The 18,797-nt window shown below is 60.5% G+C and carries 13 protein-coding genes and 3 pseudogenes; 7 read left to right on the top strand and 9 right to left on the bottom strand.

Annotated features, from left to right (window positions below; all coding sequences use genetic code 11):
• Positions 1 to 151: 151 nt before the first annotated feature.
• From AAFG50_RS03430 to AAFG50_RS03410, 5 genes and pseudogenes are all read right to left on the bottom strand, one after another.
• A complete protein-coding gene (locus tag AAFG50_RS03430; RefSeq protein ID WP_014490245.1) occupies positions 152 to 1,225 on the bottom strand; it encodes a ribonucleotide-diphosphate reductase subunit beta in 1,074 nt (357 codons plus the stop codon).
• Positions 1,216 to 2,940 carry a ribonucleoside-diphosphate reductase subunit alpha gene (locus tag AAFG50_RS03425; RefSeq protein ID WP_231088717.1) on the bottom strand — a complete coding sequence of 575 codons (1,725 nt, stop codon included), beginning with the start codon at positions 2,938 to 2,940 and terminating at the stop codon, positions 1,216 to 1,218. Before AAFG50_RS03425 ends, AAFG50_RS03430 begins: the two co-directional genes overlap by 10 nt.
• 619 nt (positions 2,941 to 3,559) lie before the next feature.
• Positions 3,560 to 3,706 (bottom strand): annotated as a pseudogene (locus tag AAFG50_RS03420) (transposase); the annotation flags it as partial.
• 435 nt (positions 3,707 to 4,141) lie between these two features.
• Complete coding sequence (locus AAFG50_RS03415; protein ID WP_043900134.1) at positions 4,142 to 4,783, bottom strand: GNAT family N-acetyltransferase; 642 nt, start codon at positions 4,781 to 4,783, stop codon at positions 4,142 to 4,144.
• A 1,268-nt stretch (positions 4,784 to 6,051) separates the two neighbouring features.
• Positions 6,052 to 6,255 (bottom strand): annotated as a pseudogene (locus tag AAFG50_RS03410) (ATP-binding protein); the annotation flags it as partial.
• Between the two features lie 159 nt (positions 6,256 to 6,414).
• On the opposite strand from AAFG50_RS03410, the gene AAFG50_RS03405 reads away from it, so the two are divergent.
• The 3 genes and pseudogenes from AAFG50_RS03405 (at position 6,415) to AAFG50_RS03395 (ending at position 7,995) form a co-directional block, all read left to right on the top strand.
• Positions 6,415 to 6,603 (top strand): recombinase family protein, encoded by a 189-nt coding sequence (locus tag AAFG50_RS03405; protein ID WP_231088716.1) that lies wholly within the window; start codon positions 6,415 to 6,417, stop codon positions 6,601 to 6,603.
• A 140-nt stretch (positions 6,604 to 6,743) separates the two neighbouring features.
• Positions 6,744 to 7,127, top strand: a pseudogene (locus AAFG50_RS03400) (recombinase family protein); the annotation flags it as partial.
• Positions 7,128 to 7,461: 334 nt separating this feature from the next.
• Positions 7,462 to 7,995, top strand: a complete 534-nt coding sequence (locus AAFG50_RS03395) for a transposase (RefSeq protein ID WP_011082845.1) — start codon at positions 7,462 to 7,464, stop codon at positions 7,993 to 7,995.
• Between the two features lie 282 nt (positions 7,996 to 8,277).
• Here AAFG50_RS03395 and AAFG50_RS03390 read toward each other — a convergent pair whose 3' ends face one another.
• Entirely contained in the window at positions 8,278 to 8,601 is a 324-nt protein-coding gene (locus AAFG50_RS03390; RefSeq protein ID WP_014490252.1) for a hypothetical protein, read from the bottom strand.
• Positions 8,602 to 8,699: 98 nt separating this feature from the next.
• On the opposite strand from AAFG50_RS03390, the gene AAFG50_RS03385 reads away from it, so the two are divergent.
• Positions 8,700 to 8,999, top strand: coding sequence for a hypothetical protein (locus tag AAFG50_RS03385; RefSeq protein WP_028144341.1), 300 nt, complete (start codon positions 8,700 to 8,702; stop codon positions 8,997 to 8,999).
• 246 nt (positions 9,000 to 9,245) lie between these two features.
• On the opposite strand, the gene AAFG50_RS03380 is transcribed toward AAFG50_RS03385, so the two are convergent.
• Positions 9,246 to 9,542 (bottom strand): hypothetical protein, encoded by a 297-nt coding sequence (locus AAFG50_RS03380; RefSeq protein ID WP_125459292.1) that lies wholly within the window; start codon positions 9,540 to 9,542, stop codon positions 9,246 to 9,248.
• A gap of 376 nt (positions 9,543 to 9,918) precedes the next feature.
• Here AAFG50_RS03380 and AAFG50_RS03375 point away from each other — a divergent pair.
• Positions 9,919 to 11,048, top strand: a protein-coding gene (locus AAFG50_RS03375; RefSeq protein WP_109866565.1) for an IS3-like element ISRj2 family transposase whose coding sequence is annotated in 2 segments (ribosomal slippage) — positions 9,919 to 10,171 and positions 10,171 to 11,048 — 1,131 coding nt in all. Because the reading frame shifts where the segments join, the coding sequence is not laid out codon by codon here.
• A 1,270-nt stretch (positions 11,049 to 12,318) separates the two neighbouring features.
• On the opposite strand, the gene AAFG50_RS03370 is transcribed toward AAFG50_RS03375, so the two are convergent.
• Both AAFG50_RS03370 and AAFG50_RS03365 read right to left on the bottom strand, forming a co-directional pair.
• Entirely contained in the window at positions 12,319 to 13,551 is a 1,233-nt protein-coding gene (locus tag AAFG50_RS03370; RefSeq protein ID WP_011082852.1) for a cytochrome P450, read from the bottom strand.
• 125 nt (positions 13,552 to 13,676) lie between these two features.
• Positions 13,677 to 15,677, bottom strand: coding sequence for a cytochrome c (locus AAFG50_RS03365; RefSeq protein ID WP_011082853.1), 2,001 nt, complete (start codon positions 15,675 to 15,677; stop codon positions 13,677 to 13,679).
• Between the two features lie 1,027 nt (positions 15,678 to 16,704).
• On the opposite strand from AAFG50_RS03365, the gene AAFG50_RS03360 reads away from it, so the two are divergent.
• Positions 16,705 to 16,995 carry a hypothetical protein gene (locus AAFG50_RS03360; RefSeq protein WP_011082854.1) on the top strand — a complete coding sequence of 97 codons (291 nt, stop codon included), beginning with the start codon at positions 16,705 to 16,707 and terminating at the stop codon, positions 16,993 to 16,995.
• Between the two features lie 156 nt (positions 16,996 to 17,151).
• Positions 17,152 to 18,261 carry an IS630-like element ISBj5 family transposase gene (locus AAFG50_RS03355; protein WP_011082855.1) on the top strand — a complete coding sequence of 370 codons (1,110 nt, stop codon included), beginning with the start codon at positions 17,152 to 17,154 and terminating at the stop codon, positions 18,259 to 18,261.
• Positions 18,262 to 18,797 lie beyond the last annotated feature (536 nt).

Below are 18,797 nucleotides of genomic sequence, written 5' to 3'. Positions count from 1 at the left end.
CAACAAACCATCTGTGTGTCCGGCTTTGTCGCGCTGCAATCAAGACGCCACGATGAGGAGGTCCGGTTCTATGCCTTTGTCATGCTGGCGGGTGACGGCGACGACTATCGGCGCCTGCCGCTGTCAATGCCGCTAGCATGAATAAAATGGGCTAGATACGGCCGAAAGTCGCCCACACCCCGTCTTCGCCGTCCCAGCTGCCGCGGCTCGCCGCCTTGGAGTACTCCGTGGCGCGCTGCTCGAAGAAATTGGCGTGCTCGACGCCATTGAGAATCTCGACGAGCCACGGCAGCGGATGCGCCTTGAGCTGGGTGAACCCGCCCTCCTTCGCCTCGAAGAAGCCGAAGACCGGGGCAATCCGGAGTTGGGCCAGTCGCCAGTCGGCGACGTAGCGGACGTAGGCGTGGATATGCTCAGGCAGCATCCCCTCGATCTTGCCAAGGCCGAAGGCGAGCTCGACGAAGTTCTCCTCCAGCTTCACCATGGTCTTGGCTACGTCGACAATGTCGTCGCGGACGGGGCGCGTCACCGCGCCGGTTTCGCGGTGCCATTCGTGAAATAGCTTGATGATGCCCTCGCAGTGGAGACTCTCGTCGCGCACTGACCAGCTTACGATCTGTCCCATGCCGTTCATTTTGTTGTGGCGTGGGAAGTTGAGCAGCATGGCGAAGCTGGCGAACAAGGCCATGCCTTCGGTGAAGGCGCCGAACATCGCCAGGGTACGGGCGACATCCGCCACGCTGTCGACGCCGAACTCGTGCATGTAGTCCGCCTTGGCGCGCATCTGCGCATAGCCGCGGAATGCCTCGAACTCGGTCTTAGGCATACCGAGCGTCTTGAGTAGCAGGGCATAGGCGTCGATATGAACCGTCTCCATGTTAGTGAAAGCGGCCATCATCATCTGGACGGTGAGTGGCTGGAAGATCGGAATGTACCGCTTGAAATAGTTGTCGCCGACCTCGATGTCCGACTGAGTGAAGAAACGGAAGATCTGGGTGAGCAGCGCGCGCTCGCTGTCGGTGACGCGGCCCGAAGCCCAGTCGTTGAGGTCGGCGCCGAGCGGCACCTCCTCGCCCATCCAGTGGGTCTGCTGCTGGCGCTTCCAGAACTCGTAAGCCCAGGCATAGCGATCGACGTCGTAGCTGCCGGTCGAGTCAAGGAGGCCGACGCGTCCCTTGCCGATCAACGTGCGCGGATCGGCGCGCGATAGATCGATCACTGACATGCGAGGCACTCCTCATAGTCGGTGCGCTGCCGCGCCGGCTGCTGCGTCGGCGTTGCATCCCCGGCAATCTTGCCGGCGAACGCCGCGCGCGAGATCGACTTTGATCGACAGTAGTAGAGGCTCTTCACCCCACGCTTCCACGCCGTCCAGTGCAGCATGTGGAGGTCCCACTTATCGACGTCGGCCGGCAGATAGAGGTTGATCGACTGGCTCTGGCAAATCAACGCGGCGCGGTCGGCGGCAAGCTCGACGATCCAGCGCTGGTCGATCTCGAAGGCGGTGCGAAAGATCGCTTTCTCGTGCTCCGACAGGACGTCGAGATGGGCGACCGATCCGTCGTGCGCGATGATCGACTCCCAGGTCGCCGAGGTGTCGGCGCCTTTCGCGGCCAGCACCTTAGCGAGGTGCGGATTGCGCACCGAGATGGCGCCGGATAGCGTCTTGTGGGTGTAGATGTTGGCCGGGATCGGCTCAGTGCAGGCGCTGGTGCCCCCGCAGATGATGCTGATCGAGGCGGTCGGCGCGATTGCGATCTTGTGGCTGAAGCGCGCCATCACGCCGCGTTCCAGGGCATCCGGGCACGGGCCACGCTCGCGAGCGAGCGCCACGGATGCGGCGTCGGCTTCGCGACGGAGTTTTCGGAACATGTTCAGATTGAATGACTTGGCCAAGGTACCCTCCATTGGAATGCCCTTGGCCTGGAGAAACGAGTGGAAGCCCATGACGCCGAGGCCAACGGAGCGCTCGCGCAGGGCGGCGTAGCGGGCACGCTTCATTCCGTCCGGCGCCACCGTGATGAAGTGCGTGAGCACGTTGTCTAGGAAGCGCATGACGTCCTCTATGAAGCCGGGCTCCTCATTCCACTGGTCCCAGGTCTCGAGGTTGAGCGACGACAGGCAGCAAACCGCGGTGCGCTCCTCGCCGCGATGATCGATGCCGGTCGACAGGGTAATCTCGCTGCACAGGTTGGAGGTCGAGACCTCGAGGCCGAGCTCGCGCTGGTGCTTGGGGAGCGCACGGTTCACGGTGTCGATGAACAAGAGATAAGGCTCGCCGGTCTGCAGCCGGTTCTCAAGGATGCGTTGCCACAGCTGGCGGGCGTCGATCTCGCGGACGACCTCGTTAGTCTTCGGGCTGCGCAGAGCGAATGCGGTGCCGGCGCCCACGGCACACATGAACTCGTCGGTGACGTTGATGCCGTGATGTAGGTTGAGGCTCTTGCGGTTGAAGTCACCAGACGCCTTGCGGATCTCGAGGAACTCCTCGATCTCGGGATGGTGGATATCGAGATAGACCGCCGCCGAGCCGCGCCGCAACGAGCCCTGGCTGATCGCCAGCGTGAGGCCGTCCGTGACGTGGATGAACGGGATGATGCCCGAGGTGACGCCGCCCCTCGCCTTCTCGCCGATTGAGCGAACATTACCCCAGTAGGTGCCGATGCCGCCGCCATTGGAAGCAAGCCAGACGTTCTCGTTCCAGGTGCCGACGATGCCTTCGAGCGAGTCCGACACTGAGTTAAGGAAGCACGAGATCGGAAGGCCGCGCGTCGTGCCGCCGTTGGAGAGCACCGGTGTGGCCGGCATGAACCACAGCCGAGACATCGCATCATATAGACGTTGGGCATGCGCAACATTGTCCGCGAAGGCGCAAGACACTCGGGCGAACATGTCCTGGAGGCCTTCGCCGGCGAGCAGATAGCGGTCGGTCAGCGTCAGCCTACCAAACGAGGTCAGCAGGTCGTCGCGCGACCGATCGAGCGAAAGGTCAGACGGAGTTGGCGATCGCGCGGGGGGCCTCGGCAGGGGAGCCGGCAATGCTGGGGGCTGCACAAGACACAGTTCAGGTGTGGTAGGCTTTGCCTGCGCTGAGGGCTGCCGCACACTCGGCAGCTCAATGAGATGACCATACTGATCGAAATCGTAAGACGCCGACATCGGCAACCCCGTGATATTTGGGGGCTGGGACCGTGCGGACGACTTGCGAGGGGACCGGGCAAATGTCCCCGGCTGCAAGCGACCCACCGGGCACCCCGCCCGAGGACATGGGTTCTGTCGCGGTAGGTTTCCTGGCTCGCGGGTCGCTGCGGCTGTCGGCCTTCCCAGCGCTGTCGCGCTAATGCCTCGGAATAGCCGCTGCCGACACAATGGGTTCCCCCCTAACACCGTGCCACCATATATGCGAATTTAAAACCACTACGACACCACATATAGAAGCCTTTGCCCAGACTCGTCAAGACGGCACAGTCAAGTTAACCAGTTGGAGCAGCCCCGAGGTCGAGGTTCGAAATTCGCCGAGCGCCTGTCCTGAGAGCCTCACTCAAAAAACATAGATGTCTCAAGGCCTGGCCAATCGGCGAGTTAGGAGCCTCAGATGGGCGACGAGCGGCCAGGCGAGCTCGGTAGCGGCGGAACCTTCGAAGTCTTTGCAGAGATGCCCACATCTGCCGAGCCACGCAAAGGTGCGCTCGACGACCCAGCGCCTGCGATCGGCCAAGATGTGCTCAAACCTTTGGAAGTGGCGTCGCAAATTCTCCAACAGGGGAACAGCAACCCTGGACATCCTGAATGTTGGCATCGATCGGTTCGCGGTCCGCGAATTGAGTTGGGCCGGATCGGGTTTCGGTAGCCATACGCGTCTCGCCATTCATCGCTTTCTGTGGCCTTAGATCAAAAATTGTCTGGAGCCCGACCGCAAATCGATGCAGCCGCCCGTGGCAATATCCCAGCTTAGTGGATTTGACCCCGCCAGCTCTCACATCAGACGTGCCAACTTTGCCGAAGAGACGATTGGTATGCTTTTCGCAGGCCCGGCGAGCCGCCTCACGTGCTCAGTTGTCTGGCCGCGAACATAAGCCGTCCTGACCGAACGCGGTCATGTCAGGTTATTGGCAATCAATCCTAACGGGATGAGGCGGAGCTATGCTTGAGTCTGGGTGACGAGCCGATCCGGCGGCGCGGCCTTGCTGGGTCGGAATGAAGCCGTTCGCAACATTGGCGTGAGCGGCGGCGAAGAACCGTGTTGTATCTCACCAACGACCTTGAAGCCGTGACGTTGGTAAAAGGGAATGTTTTCAGGGTTCGAACTTTCGAGGTAGGCAACAATGCCGTCCTCATCGCATCGTTGAAGGGCGTAGTTCATCAGCAACGTGCCAAGCCCTTTTCCGACCCAGTTCGGATCGACGGCAATGAGTGGCAGATACCAATGTGGCTCGTGGGGACGATGTTCGGCCATTCTCCGCCGCAAGTGTGCCATATCCTCGGTAATCTCCGGGCGCAGGGATAGCGCCATGATTGCATCCAATGCCTCCTCATCTTGCTGCACGTTGGGAGGCAGCCACAGGGCCGCGCCACGAATCTCTCCCGCGACGTAGGCTGTGCCATGTGCAAATGCTCGGCCCCCACAGGCGTCAATGAACTGAGGCATGCTTCTAAGGTATTGCCTTGGGTCAGGCCAGCTCCAACGCATCAACGGATCCGCGGCAAAGCCGAGCACAATTGTCCAGACAGTGCTTGCACGAATGTTTGCGTTCGCAGATCTGATATCTGATTCTTCTGTCATGAAGTCGTTTCGGGGCTCTGTTTTGGCATTGGCCTTCCAAGGAGGAGCATGGCATCGACACATCTGACGGTGAGCGGAATGGATGCACCGACGGGGACTCGCCGGGTGCATTTGGTTTCCCTTCCGAGATCTCCGCCTGTCTCAGACGGCTGACTTTGACGGCCACTTCGGACGAAGGCTCCTTGGTAGGCAATGCTTGGATCTACATATTCCTGGCGGGCTTCTGCGCTTCCACGCCCTATCTGGAACCCGCCCCGCCCTTCCCAAGGAAGCTCCGACGTTCTCAAGGTCGACACGGTTCGGCAGCCTGCAACCGTCCGCGAAGGGAATGACATGAGGACGCCTTTGATATTGCAAGTGCGAAGAAGTCAGGGCATGGCGAACATCGGGCGATGGCTGCCTGAACCGGGCTCCGGCACGAGCAAACAGCCAGCCAAGTGTCGCGCGTCGAGGTCCAGACTAGGCAAGGAATCATCACCTCGTCTCGTATTGAGCGGTTCTCGTAAGTTTCTTGGTCAAAACACATGCTAAGTGCGAAACCTCCATTGCCAACGTCGTGTCCGCGGTCACCGGCAGAGAGAGCTTTCGTCTGCGAGACTCATATGCGTAGTACAGCGGCTTTCCAATTATCGCATGTTGTCCGCGCTCCTTGATGTTCTTGTCTCGGCGCATCATCGCCGCGATTCGCGATTGTCGGATCAAGGCAACGGGACTGGATACCACGACGCTGCCGCCGTCGACCTACTGAACAACGCAACTTGGGATCGCGCGAGAGCTTTCGTGCATTGATTGATCGTCAGGCGTGTCGATCGCTCGCACAACGGCGTTAGCTCTATCGAGCGAAAACGTTGCTGTCGTGCCCTCGTCGTACTTGACGCCCAGGTCAGTTGTATCCGCCGCGATCCTTGCCATAGTGGGAAAGACAGCAGGCTGACGTAGTTGCGTGAGTAACTCTCGTAAAAGAGGTTTTTGGCCACAAGCGTTGATGGCTTCGTAGGACTTGTTCCAACTCACTCCCTGATCGGAACGGTTTGGAAGATTTCTTGGCGCTGGTATGCTTGCCACACCAGGTCCGAGATCCACGTGGTGAGTCATGTTGTTTCGTTCTGTCTTGGAAAACTGTAGTCGTCGGGGCAGCATATCAGAAGGCAATGTAGCGAAGACCTCCCCAGAATAGGTAGGGATCTATCCGCCCTTGATGCTGAGTTGGCCCGGGTTCAACCTTGAGCATAGTCTGTCGAACGCCATCCGGAACTGCCCCCTTTTCGTCATGAAGAACTGCCCCCACCATCGGACGTTTGATGGTCGCTTCCGCCGGTGACGGGACGGAGGGAGGCGGAGCCGACCGGACGGCCGTCACCGGCGGTCGGCGGTTTGATGAAGCCACTCTTGGCGCGGAGTCGGTAGCTGTCGCCGCGGATCGTCAGCACGTGGCGGTGGTGCAGGAGCCGGTCGAGGATCGCGGCAAGAAGACGCGCCTCCAGTAGACGATCCACCGGAAGCGGCGGATCTGCTTTGAGGCCGTCGTCTACGTTCGCCAGTCGACGGCAGACCAGGTCATCAACAACCGCGAGAGCGAGCGCCGCTAGTACGGCTTGGCCGACCTTGCCCGGCAGCTGGGCTGGAGCGAGGTGGCCGCAATCGACGACGAACTCGGTCGCTCTGGTGGCGGCACCGCGCGTCCCGGTTTCGAGAAGCTGCTCGCCGCCATTTGCGAAGGGCAAGTTGGCGCTGTGGTCTCGAGTGAGGCCTCTCGGCTGGCGCGCAACGGCAGGATTGGCATACGCTCCTGGAGTTCTACGGGCTCGTTGGAACACTGATCGTCGATGAGGATGGCGTCGACGATCCTCGCCATCCCAACGATCGCCTTCTGCTGGCATGAAAGGCACGATGAGCGAGATGGAGCTGTCTATCGTTCGGCAACGCTCGCTTGAAGCCTTGGAGCAGAAGGCACGCAGGGGTGAGCTCTTCCTCAACGTCGCCATCGGCTATCTCAAGGTCTCCAACGATCGGATCGACAAGGACCCTGATCGGCGCATTCAGGAGGCGCTCGCACTCGTGTTCACCAAGTTTGCCGAGATGCAGACACCGCGCCAGGTCCACCTCTGCTTACGGCAGGAGCGAATCACTTTGCCCGGGGGGCGGCCATGGCCCCGAGGGCCGCCACGTCGAATGGAAGTTACCAGTGTACAATACGATCTACCACATCCTGACCAATCCCGCCTATGCTGGCGCCTATGTCTTCGGGCGCTCGGGCAGTCGGGTGACGATCGAGGCCGGCCGCAAGAGGATCGTGCGGGGCTTCCGGCGCGAGCGCAACGACTGGGAGGTTTTGATCAAGGACCACCATGAGGGCTACATTACGTGGGCGGAGTTCGAGAAGAATCAGGGCCTGATCACCGACAACGCCAACGGAAAACGCTTCATGAGTCGAGGCTCGGTTCGCAGCGGCGAAGGCCGGCTCGCGGGTTCTTCGTTGCGGCCACTGCGGCCGCAAACTTCACGTTACCTACAGCGGTACGCACAGTACTGTCGGGCGGTATCATTGCCGCGGTAGCCAGATCAACCATGGTGGAGACCCGTGCATCTCATTAGGCGGTCTGCGCGCGGATCGCGCGATCAGCGCGGAGGTCATCGCGCGGCTGCAGCCGCTGGGTATACAGGCAGCGCTGGCGGCCATGGAAGCGCGCGGCTGTGAACACGCCGACAAGCTGCGTCAGCTCGAGTTGACTCTGGAGCAGGCACGCTACGAGGCAACTCGCGCTCCTCGGCGATACGAGGCTGTCGATTCGGACAATCGCCTTGTTGCCGGCGAGCTGGAGCGGCGCTGGAACGAACGCCTGGTCGCTGTCCGCGAGCTTGAGGGCAAGCGCGACACGTTGTTGGCTACGCCGGAGATGACGTTGAGCGACATCGATCGCGATCGGTTACTTGCGCTTGATTCCGAACTCAAGAGAGCTTGGGAAAGTCCGGGTGCAACAGCTGCGACGCGCAACAGGATCATCCGAAGCTTCATCAATGAGATCGTTGTGCGCATGCGCGACGAGGTGCTGGACTTGATTGTCCACTGGCATGGCGGCGATCACACGGCATTGCAGGTGAGGAGGAACCGCACCGGCGAGCACCGCGGCGGATGTGGTCGATCTCGTTCGTGTCCTCGCGCGTCAGATGCCCGACAGCATCATCGCCGCGGTTCTCAACCGCGCCAGTAGGTCGACAGGGCGTGGCAACAGTTGGGCCCGCGTCCGCGTCCGCGTTCGCAGTCTGCGCAACCAACACGCCATCGCGGCCTACCGAGAGGACGAGCGCGCCCAGCTGCGTTGAAAGTCAGTCCTTCGACGGCTCGCCGTCTGATCGAAGAACAGAGCTTGCCTGCGCAGCAGCTGTGCAAAGGCGCACCGTGGATGGTCAAAGCGGTTGATCTGGAACATCCCCAAGTCAAGGGCGCGGCGGTTCCGGCGGCCATCGTCTGGCGATCCGGGTCAAAAAGAAACTCAACTCCAAGGGGGTAGCGAGGTGGGCAGCATGAACCTGACTCGAGCGCGCGAGCAGCAGCACGTTCTCGCCGTTGGCGATCCAACGTGACGGCGGCCAGGTCGCGGATCTGCTTCGGTCGATCGACGGCTGCGTCTATGATCCTTGCGCACGACCTCGCGCTCGCACAGTAGGATCAGCGTCTCACGCGCCGACAGGTTCACGCGCGCCGTCTCGTCGGGCAGGTTGTCGAGCTGGTCGCGGATGCCGGAGAGCTGCGAGCGCGCCAGCATGGCCCCCAGCCAATCGATTGGTGCTTCGGTGACCTTCTTTGTACGCACCATCAGAAGCTCCCTCCGATCGTAGCTTCGTATTCGGCAAGAGGACGTAACAACGAGGGCAGTGGTGAAGGCGCCGGCACTGTCGGTGTCGCGGTTGCTGGTTGGCAGACCGCGCCATCGCGACAGGCAACCCCGTCGAGGTGGGCGAACTCGACGATCCGCAGCCGGCGATCCTCCGATTGCCTGTGACCGCAACCTCGCGCATGCCATGGTGGATGCGCACCTCGCCAGCCGCGACCGTCACCGCCACGCGCTCGCTGATCAGCCGCCAGGGTACCGTAGTTGTTCGTATCGATCTCGACAGCACAATCGTTGCCGACGACGCGGGCCAGTTCGCGCGGCGATCCGAGCGACGCCGAGCGGCTTCGACCGGTGTACCTCGTCACACGCAAAGCGAGTGATCGGCGCCACGCCCGTCGTGCCGTGGATACGTACGTTCGCCACCCCGCCCTCCCACTCGGCGAGATGCGTCTCGAATGCCTCCCAGCTCGCGAAGGAATGCCCCGCGATCACGCTCTTCTTCACGTAGCGGACGCCATTCTCCGTCTTGCCCTTTGTGCGCGCCCGATACGGTGCGCAGGCGCGAGGACGGAAGCCCCAATGCTTCGCGAACGTGATGAGCTTGTCGTCAAACTGAACCGACCGGCTCACCTGTCGTGGCGCACCACGAGCGCGCGTGGATTGTCCTTCAGCACTTCCTCCGGCAAGGTCGTGAATGCGCTCTCGAGCCCAGCGAACCAGTGCTCTTGCTTTTCGGCGCGGGTCGCCACGAACACAAATGCTTTGACCTTCGCCCCGCCGATATCGACCAGACGCTCGCCGAAGTCGATCTGTAGCTGCCGCCCCGGGGGCGTCTCGAACCGGGTCGTCGCCAGAGCTTCGGCCTTCAGTGCCTGGCGGTAGGGCTGCACGGCGCGTCGCAGCGTTCGCCGGCTGACCGCCAAGCCGTTTTCGGCCAACAGGTCGTGACGGACCGCATCCGCATTGCCGCGATGTCGAATGAACCTCTCGCGCAGCCAGCCTTCAAGGCCATGACCCGCTTCGCCCGCTCAGGCGACTTGAAGGCTTCACCCACCCGCGCCACGTAGTCCTTCACCGTCTGCAGCCCAGCTGGCGCGCAATCCGCTTCAGACCTCACCCACACACCCTCAGGTGCAACATCTCCGTCACGTCATCCGGCGTATTCATCACCTGCCCCTGTGAATTACTCCACGACAAGCCTTTGATTCGTTAGAGCTGGCCCCGCAAATTCGGACAGTAGCTTGAGTGGATTTTCTGCCTGACAGCGGCGAGGATTCTTGCTGCGAATCAGGAGCGAAGATGACGAAGAAGAGCCGCCGGACGCATTCTCCGGCATTCAAGGCGAAGGTTGCTTTGGCTGCGGTCAAAGGAGACAAGACACTGGCGGAGCTGGCGCAACTGTTTGATGTTCATCCGAACCAGATCACGATCTGGAAAAACCAGCTCCTGGAAGGCGCCGCCGGCGTGTTTGGGCATGACAAGACATCGGCCGAGACGCCGGTCGATTTGAAGGCGTTGCATGCCAAGATCGGCGAGCTGGCGTTGGAAAACGATTTTTTGTCCGGCGCGCTCACCAAGGCGGGCCTGCTGAGCGCAAAGCGATGATCGACCGCGGTCATGATCTTTCTATCGTGCGCCAGGCGAAGGTCCTGAAGCTGGCTCGCAGCACGGTCTACTATGAACCTCGGCCAGTTTCGGCCGAGGACCTTGCCTTGATGCGTCGGCTCGATGAGCTGCATCTCGATTATCCCTTCGCGGGAGCGCGTATGCTGCGATCGTTGCTGCGGCGGGAGGGGGTATACGCCGGTCGCCGCCACATCGCGACGCTGATGAAGCGCATGGGGATCGAGGCGGTCTATCGTCGCCCGAACACGAGCAAGCCGGCTCCGGGTCACAAGATCTACCCGTACCTGTTGCGCGGATTGAAGATCGAGCGGCCCGACCATGCGTGGGCAATGGACATCACCTACATTCCGATGCGGCGTGGCTTCGTCTATCTCGCGGCGGTCGTCGATGTGTTCAGCCGACGGGTCCTGGCCCATCGCGTCTCGATCACAATGGAGGCGGCCTTCTGCGTCGAAGCGGTCCAGGAGGCGTTGGCGAAGCACGGCAGGCCCGCGATTTTCAACACGGACCAGGGCAGCCAGTTCACCAGCCTCGAGTTCACCGATGTGCTGCTGGACGCGAAGATCGCCATCAGCATGGATGGCAAGGGCGCCTGGCGCGACAACGTGTTTGTCGAGCGGCTCTGGCGCACGGTCAAATACGAAGAAGTTTATCTCCGCGCCTACGACAGCGTGTCCGAGGCGCGAGCGTCAATTGCCAAGTATCTGGCCTTCTACAATCAGGGACGCCCTCACTCGAGCCTTGACGGGCGCACGCCCGACGAGGCTTACTTCGGCACGCAAGCTATGGTGATGGCCGCATGACCGTCGCCGACGATTTTGTCGTCGCTCTGGTCGGGCTACGCCCTCCCGACGCAACGACAAAATCGTAAAGCCCCGCGTTCAGCATAACCCGGCAGGAATCCACTTAAATCCAGCGGGGCGCTGTCCAAACAACCGGGGCCAGCTCTGTTCCTCGTTCATTCGCTCTCTCCTCGGCTATCCAAGGAGGGGGCAATTCCTCGTGACGTCGAGGGGGCAGTTTTCGATGGCGCGCGCGACAGCGAGCCGACTTTGTTGTATCAGTCTGGCTCTGCCCTTTGGCAGAGCCAGAAAGCCAAACAAGCTCGGCCGAAGCTGTCTCGATGGGAGAACTCCAGCCATCTTGGGACGTCAAACAGCACGCGCCATGTTCGATGCGGAGCGCGTTTTCGTACGATCGCTGTCGCTACTGTCGATCAGGTTGGCAGCAGCCATGTGCACTCCACGACAACATACTCCGGAATGCTGTCCAGCGAGGACTTGCCGACGGCCCGAATTTGACGCGTCTGAATGCCAACGGGCGATCGAAGCGATTACCCCTTCTGGGAGTAAAGAGTCGGAATTCGGTGGAGGAGCTCGCCCGGACCTCAACGACGAAAAATCAATGGGGCCGCGAGACGATGCAGTCCCGCGGCCTCGCCACCGGAATTTAGTGAAAAGACAGTTTAAGTATAAAATCCCTCAGCCGGTGTTCTTTCAAGTAGAACACCGTGTTCCAACACTTGCCAATCCGGACAGCTACGGGGAAACGCGTGCAACCGCAGACCAATGCGGCCGCGAGATCGATGAAGAAGCCGGTAAAATTACGGTTCGCCTGTCCTATTCGCCTGTCATAACGGGTGCCAAGCGTCGAAAGAGTGTATCAGCGAGCAGAAGCAGCGCTCGATGCTATGCGCTGTTTGTAGTCGTCGGCGTCGTGCGTAATGGTGATCCTGCAGGTGCCGTTTGAGCGTATCATTGCTGTTGCGCTGATTGCGCGATGTTCGTGCATAACTGCCGGTTGCCGAGGCCCGCTTCAGCGTACGGCTTCCGTTCGCTTAAACCATTTCCTCGGTAAGCCAATGTAGTAGCCGCGCATGCGAAGCTCTGCCTCTCATCTATTGATGTGTTTCGCAAGCGGAACACACCACCGACACGATTGATTATTGCCTCACGCATCTCACGCGCATCGCGTGACGGAGACTTCGCGACGACCGACCTAGTGCTGACGCCAGAGGCCGCCACGCCAGCGGCCGGATCGGTACTCGCGGCTCGTTGCTGGGAAGTCCGGCCTTCAGACCGGCGTGTCGTAGGTGATGGGATAACGCTCTGGAAACGGCCCTCCTGCGTAGTCAATCTCCGCGGCGGGACGGACGCCCCGGATTTGCAGGATGCGGCGAACGATTTCCGGAACTTGGATGCGGCTGATCTGGTCGCCGAGGCAGGTGTGCATCCCGTAGCCCAGATGCATGTAGACCGACTCCGGCCGGTCGATCGCGAAGCTGGACGGCGCCGGCAGTTGCAAGCCATCGCGCATCGCCGACCGGGTCGAGATCAGCACCGTGCTGCCGGCCTTGATTGTCGTCGCGCGCAGCGAGCCCTTGGCTATCCGGTAATCGGTCCGGCAGTGGCGCACCACGAACGGATTGATCGGGTTGAAGCGCAGCGCTTCCCAGCAATAGCGATACATCAGATGGTCGTTGTTGCTGCTGGCGACGTCGATGGCCTCCTTCAGGATCCTCGGGCGCTTGAACAACTCGTCGAGCAGCTGCACGATGGCCGCCGATGTGGTCTCAATCCCGCCGACCAGTGTGCCCATCATATTGGTAATAATGCGTTCGTCGGCGAAGCCGATCGAATCGTCAAAATGGCTATTCAGCAGGCGGCTGAACACGTCCTCGAGCGGCGCCCCATTTTTCAGCTGCTCGCGCCGCTGCGGGAGCAGTTGTGTCAGATAGGCGCGCATCTCCTGCCCAGCGTCAATGTTGTCCTGGTGCACCTTCGGATCTTTGTCCAGGTTGTGAAACATGTCATATTGCGTCGCGCGCGACCAGCGGAACATCGAGGCCAGATCGGGGCCGGGAAAGCCGAAGTATTCTCGGGTCAGCTGAATGGGCACCAGGCGCGACAACGTGCTGACCACCTCGATCTGGTTCTGGGTATAGATCTGCTTTTCGACAGACGCATTGGCGAGGCTGCGCACCTTCTGGCGAATTGCCGGCAGATCCTCCATGCGCATGAAGGCGCGCATGATACCCTTGTCGCGCTGGTTTATTTCGGTGCAGTCGCGGCCGAGCATGAAGGGGCCGACCGAAGGGTCCATCATTGGCGCATAGGTGACGTTGAAGATGTCGGGGCGGCTCAGCGCTTCCTGCACGTCGGGGAAGCGGGTGATGAACACCGGCCCCGCGGCGCCCAACGCCAGGTTGGGCCTGACGCGCCGGATGAATGCGAACAATGCATCCGGATGTTTGGCGATCATCCATTTCAGGAACTTCGCCGCCGGCCCCTGTTTCTGTTCCGCCATTGCTGCCGCACCCTAACTCCGAAAAGCTTCGCCTGGTCGGTCGATCCGGGCTTCCGTCCACCTTTCCCCCTGCGGGAGCGAGATGGTCTTCGCTATTGCTCCAGTTGGAGCTGACCCAATCAATTTCAGATCGACTTGAGGAACTCGATGATTGCGTTGCGCTCCTCCGGAGACAGCGCAGGGCCAATGACGCCCTCATGCTTCTCGTTCGAGAATTCGTGGCCGGTATTGCGATTGGCGGGCCTCGACGTATCGATGATGAAGTAGCCCTTGCTGTCGTAGGTCCTGCCTTCAGGAGCGACCGTCCGTGTCACGATACCGACGCGGACAGGATCGAAGCTGGGCTCACCGAGCAGGAAGACTTGTGGGCGCTCCGCAACCGGGCTGAGCAGATCGTAGATCGTCGGCACCGAGCCGTTGTGCAGGAACGGCGCAGTCGCCCATACGCCGTTCAGCGGACGCGCCTTATAGCCGAAACCTGCCGCTAGACAGTTCGGCCGATCGCCTTCGATCTCCGCTTGGACCGTCCCGGTCGACCGAAGCCATTCGTCGATGCCGGATTGGACCACGGCGCCGAGCGCAAGCGCGTAGAGTTGCATCGCATGGTCCGAGAGGTGGATCGTATCCAGCGTGTTGTCAGCCTTCCGTTGGCAGACATCGATGTCGAGGCCGAGCCCTGGGCTGCTCTGGCCCGCCCTGGCCAGTTCGCTGCCGGCGGTGTCCACGGTGCGATTGCGCAGCACGTCGCCCTGGGCCGGATCGGTGCCGATATGGCTTTGCTTGATGATCTTGACGTTGAGTACGGATTCCCTCGTCTGCTTCTCCTGCCCATCGCGACCGCGCCAGCGGATAGGGCCGAAGTTCTTCCAGAACTCCGCGTCCGGGGCCTTGCCGTGCACGATGTCCGGCGTCAGCGCTGGAAGATGGCAGCCGCTGCAATGTTTGTCGTAGAGTTGGGCTCCCACGGCGGCCTTGGCTTTGTCGATCGCAGGAAAGCTGTCGGGCCAGGCTGGCGCATTCAGTCCGGTGAAGGCTTTCGCCACCAGCGGCAGGTCCTTTCCAGCGAGCTGTTGTTCGATCCAGTGCAGATTATCGAAGGGGATGCTGCTGGCAAAACGTCCCCCCTTGGGCGGGGCGGTGAGGTTGAGCTCCGCCGAAACCCCCATCGCCTCGCCGGCATTGCGCACCAATGGCTGCATAATCGAGCCGTCGTACTGCACCCAATCGAACCATGACGATGTCCAGATGTGCGGGTAGCTGACAGGGGCGTTGAGGTTGACGTAGTTGCCGTAGCGCTTGGGGTCGAGTGCGAACACCTGGTTGCCGATGCGATTGAGCGCATCGAGGCGGGTAAACCCTTCCGTGACGTCGATCCCAGCGGGCTGATCGATCAGAGCACCAAGTATTCCATCGAGCTCCTTGGACAGTTGGACGCGTGTAAGATCGCTGTACTCGGTTCCTAAAACGCGCTTCGCGAACCGCCCGAAGCGACCGTCGAAGAAGGGTAGCTTTGCCGACAAAGCGGTCTGTGCGAGCGCAGCGCGGAGCGCATTTGTCAATTGACCGAGATCGGTCACGGCGGGGCCGCCTTCAATGACATAGCGCTTCTCTTTGAAGATCAGTTGGCCGGTATGGCACGCGGCACAGGTCAATCCAACGGCAGTCTCCTTACGCGAAAGTCCGCGGATCGACTGAAACGGCGAATATGCAAAGCCGATCGGCAAACCGTACTCATTGTTCTCGCTTTCGGCAGACTCTATGAATCCAAACCGCAGTAAATAGCGGTTGTCAGAAAACCGTTCTCGTTTGAAAAAGGGGATAGCGAAAGGCGAGTTCAGCGGCGCTTCCAGGGCGAGAAACCATGACAGCGGGATCGGTAAGGTCTGCGTGCCCTGGGCTTTATGATGGAATCGATCGGCGTCTTCGGCGTTCCAGCCCTGATCGAGCGAAACCTGCTCGCTCGCGGAAACCGGTTCAGGGAGACCAGGCGGCGTCAGAGCTTCGATTGTCGCGCCAAGCTGGGAGCTGGTCATGACTGCGATCAAAGCAATGACCACGATGATCGCCAGAAGAACAAGAAAGCGTCGCCACCAAAGGCGCCGAATTGCGCTGGTAACTGTCGACATGGCTCCCCCGTGTCAGCGAACGGCCTCCAGCAGAGAGCCGTGCAAACAGTAATACTACAACTACATGATCTTGTAGGCTTACCCCTGCTGTTGACGTCCTTGAGACGCGATCACTATTCTTTCTGACGTCACAATCGGTGGTCTGTGGAATGGGCGAACTTGACCGCATAACAAGAACATCTAGAGCGTTCGGACGAGCTCTTGTTCGAGCCGCCATCCCATCCTCGCGATCGAATTTGCAGTGACGTTGGGTCCGCTGTGGGAGATCGGGGGGCTGTAATCCGCGGGAACGCGAGCGAACGGAATTGGCCGGGCGCCTGAGGGCAATAGGCTCGCACTCGGAGATCAGGACTCCGTAGGGCGCAATGACCATGAGCATACATCCGGCCACGCCGATCACGATGATGCAGACGGCGAATTCGAGCCAAGCAACGCGGCTACCATTTAACGGCTTCGTTTGGCAAGCACGATGACGGCGCGGCTGACCTGAATTAGCAGCATCGGCGTCAGGCTGTAGCCCGCGACAATGCTCCACATCGTGAGCGTCGGTGGCAGACGTGGAAGACCTCTGTCATCGGCGGCCAGTAGAGAGGGACTGCGAGCAGAGGGCCGTACAGGCCGAGCGCAGCCAGACCCATGGATTGCGCGTGAACTCGTTGAAAACGGTACCGGAGCGGCTGCTGCGCATGGCGACGACGCGCCAGAGTTGTGCGAATGCGACGGCGAGGAATGTGGTGGTGACTATGGCCTCGCCCGTCCAGCCGGGCCGAAACCGCCAGTGTCCCCGCGGTTCTCGCGCTTACGAAGGAAGGCCTCATATCCCTCCGGGTCAACCTCCTTCAGGCGGTTCAGCGCGCGCTTAGCTTCCAGATCGGCGGACTTGCTATGACGCTGTTTGATCTTTTTACTTTTGCTTCCATCTCTGCGAGCTGTCCCGTTGCTGTTGGTACACTCTCGGGTATTGTCTCGAGCTTCGCGCTTGGTCGCGTCTCTTCGAGGCCTTCGACGCACCGATTGGGATGACGAGATGCTGCGGCTCGAATTGAACGACCTTCTCGAAGGTGGGTTTGAGCCGCTCGACGATCTGCACGAGGCCGTCCAGGCGCTGCTCGACCATCCGCGGCGGCGGCGGCGGCGGCTCCGGCGGCCTGCTGCCCGCAGGGCTGATCCAAGCGACCAAGTTTGCATCGTCGCTGTTGAAATGGTTGAAGTCGAGTCGACGTCAGCATCGTCACCTCCGGAGACGTCGGCGTCGCGGCACCGGAAGCTCTGGCAGTATTCCGAGAACGGCACGATCCCCGGCACCGACGACACCTAGCAAGGGATCGACTGCATGGCCCATCCTTCCGCGCAAACGCTCGGGTACCCACGCTAGTAGCCGTGTGCGAGCAGTAACGCCGTCGTGGTCTAGTCATCTGGAACGGAAGTTCGTGACATTAGTTGATCGCTCGGATCTCTAGAGAGGAGAGCGCTCGTGGCGAATGCAGGTGTGAAAGGCCGGCCGATCGCGCCGTTGGTGCTGAGTTCGCAGGAGCGGGCGTACTTGGAGAGGCAAGTTCGTCGTCATCGTGTAGCCCGATCGCTATCTGAGCGATGCCGCGCGATCCTGCGGTGTGCAGTTGGTCTGCCAAGCAAGTCTGTGGCTGCCGAACTTGGCATCCATGAACACACCGTCGGCAAGTGGCGCCGCCGATTCTTGAAGGATCGTTGTGATGGCCTGCTTGACGAAGCCCGCCCGGGCCGCCCTCGAACCATCGACGATGATCAGGTTGCCGAGGTAATCGAGCGGACATTGCGTACGACGCCGCCCGACGCAACGCACTGGTCGATCCGCTCGATGGCTGCGGATACTGGCTTTTCTCACACCACGATCCGCCGAATGTGGACGGCGTTCGGCTTGCAGCCGCACCGCAGCCAGACATTTAAACTATCGAGCGATCCGCTATTCGTCGATAAGGTGCGCGATATTGTCGGGCTTTATCTGTCGCCGCCTAACCGAGCCGTTGTCCTCAGTGTCGATGAGAAAAGCCAGATCCAGGCACTCGATCGCGAGCAGCCGGTCTTGCCGATGATGCCTGGGGTGCCGGAACGTCGCACGCATAGCTATGTGCGGCATGGTACGACCACGCTGTTTGCCGCGCTCGATGTCGCTTCCGGCTTCGTCATTGGCAAATGCTACAAGCGCCATCGGGCGCTCGAGTTCTTGAAGTTTCTCAAAGAGATCGACGCTCAAATCCCTGAGGGGCTCGCTGTCCATATCGTCATGGACAACTACGCTACCCACAAGACCCCCAAGATTAAAGCGTGGCTCGCTCGCCGGCCGCACTATCATGTCCACTTCACGCCGACTTCCGCGTCGTGGATCAATCAGATCGAGCGCTGGTTCGCTGAACTCACCAGAAAGCAGATCCGGCGAGGTGTTCACACCTCCGTCAGGCAGCTCGAAGCCGACATCCGTACCTTCATCGAATTGCACAACAACAACCCGAAGCCCTTCAAATGGACCAAGTCCGCAGACCAGATCTTGGCTTCCGTCAAACGCTTTTGCCACAAAGCCCAGCAGACTCTATGTGGCGAACTTTAGATTCATGTGACTAGCTGCTGTTGTTAGTTGGTAAACTCACCGCCGTTTGTCGTGCTGGTGATTGCAACGCCGTTAACGCATGTTGTCAACAGCCGTTAACGTAAGCGGATCAACTTTCCGGACACGATGCAACCGCAGGCATAAATACACGTTCGTCTGCCTATTTTATAAGGCAGGCCGATCGTCGCAGCCAAAAACCTTTCCGAACATCGAATAGCGGCGAACAAGCGTAAACATCGACACGCACTGCTTTTGGCGACAATCAAAACGACCATCGACTCGTGCTCGTGACGATGACGAACGATGGTCAATCAAGCCACATCGGCATGGGATTCTGAGGAGGTGTCGCTTCTGCAATGCATGTGGAGCGCGGGCCACTCGGTGTCTGCGAGGGGTGGCGATGCGTATCTCGCAACGCCATCATCGGCAAGGTCAAGCGCATGAGAGCTCGCCGAGGCCAAGCAACGCAACAGGGACAAACGACGGCAAAGTCAGCAGCAGTCGCTATCGACTTTGATCCGGCGCTCGTGCAGGAG

This window comes from Bradyrhizobium sp. B039, assembly GCF_038965675.1.
GTDB lineage: Bacteria > Pseudomonadota > Alphaproteobacteria > Rhizobiales > Xanthobacteraceae > Bradyrhizobium > Bradyrhizobium diazoefficiens.
The sequence above is the reverse complement of the archived record's forward strand: the minus strand, read 5'-3'. Positions and strand labels throughout refer to the sequence as shown.

What these genes read in the sequence shown, in the direction of transcription:
- AAFG50_RS03430 (WP_014490245.1), bottom strand. Translation starts at nt 1,225, where the DNA reads ATGTCAGTGATCGATCTATCGCGCGCCGATCCGCGCACGTTGATCGGC.
- AAFG50_RS03415 (WP_043900134.1), bottom strand. Translation starts at nt 4,783, where the DNA reads ATGACAGAAGAATCAGATATCAGATCTGCGAACGCAAACATTCGTGCA.
- AAFG50_RS03395 (WP_011082845.1), top strand. Translation starts at nt 7,462, where the DNA reads ATGGAAGCGCGCGGCTGTGAACACGCCGACAAGCTGCGTCAGCTCGAG.
- AAFG50_RS03390 (WP_014490252.1), bottom strand. Translation starts at nt 8,601, where the DNA reads ATGGTGCGTACAAAGAAGGTCACCGAAGCACCAATCGATTGGCTGGGG.
- AAFG50_RS03370 (WP_011082852.1), bottom strand. Translation starts at nt 13,551, where the DNA reads ATGGCGGAACAGAAACAGGGGCCGGCGGCGAAGTTCCTGAAATGGATG.
- AAFG50_RS03365 (WP_011082853.1), bottom strand. Translation starts at nt 15,677, where the DNA reads ATGTCGACAGTTACCAGCGCAATTCGGCGCCTTTGGTGGCGACGCTTT.
- AAFG50_RS03360 (WP_011082854.1), top strand. Translation starts at nt 16,705, where the DNA reads ATGCTGCGGCTCGAATTGAACGACCTTCTCGAAGGTGGGTTTGAGCCG.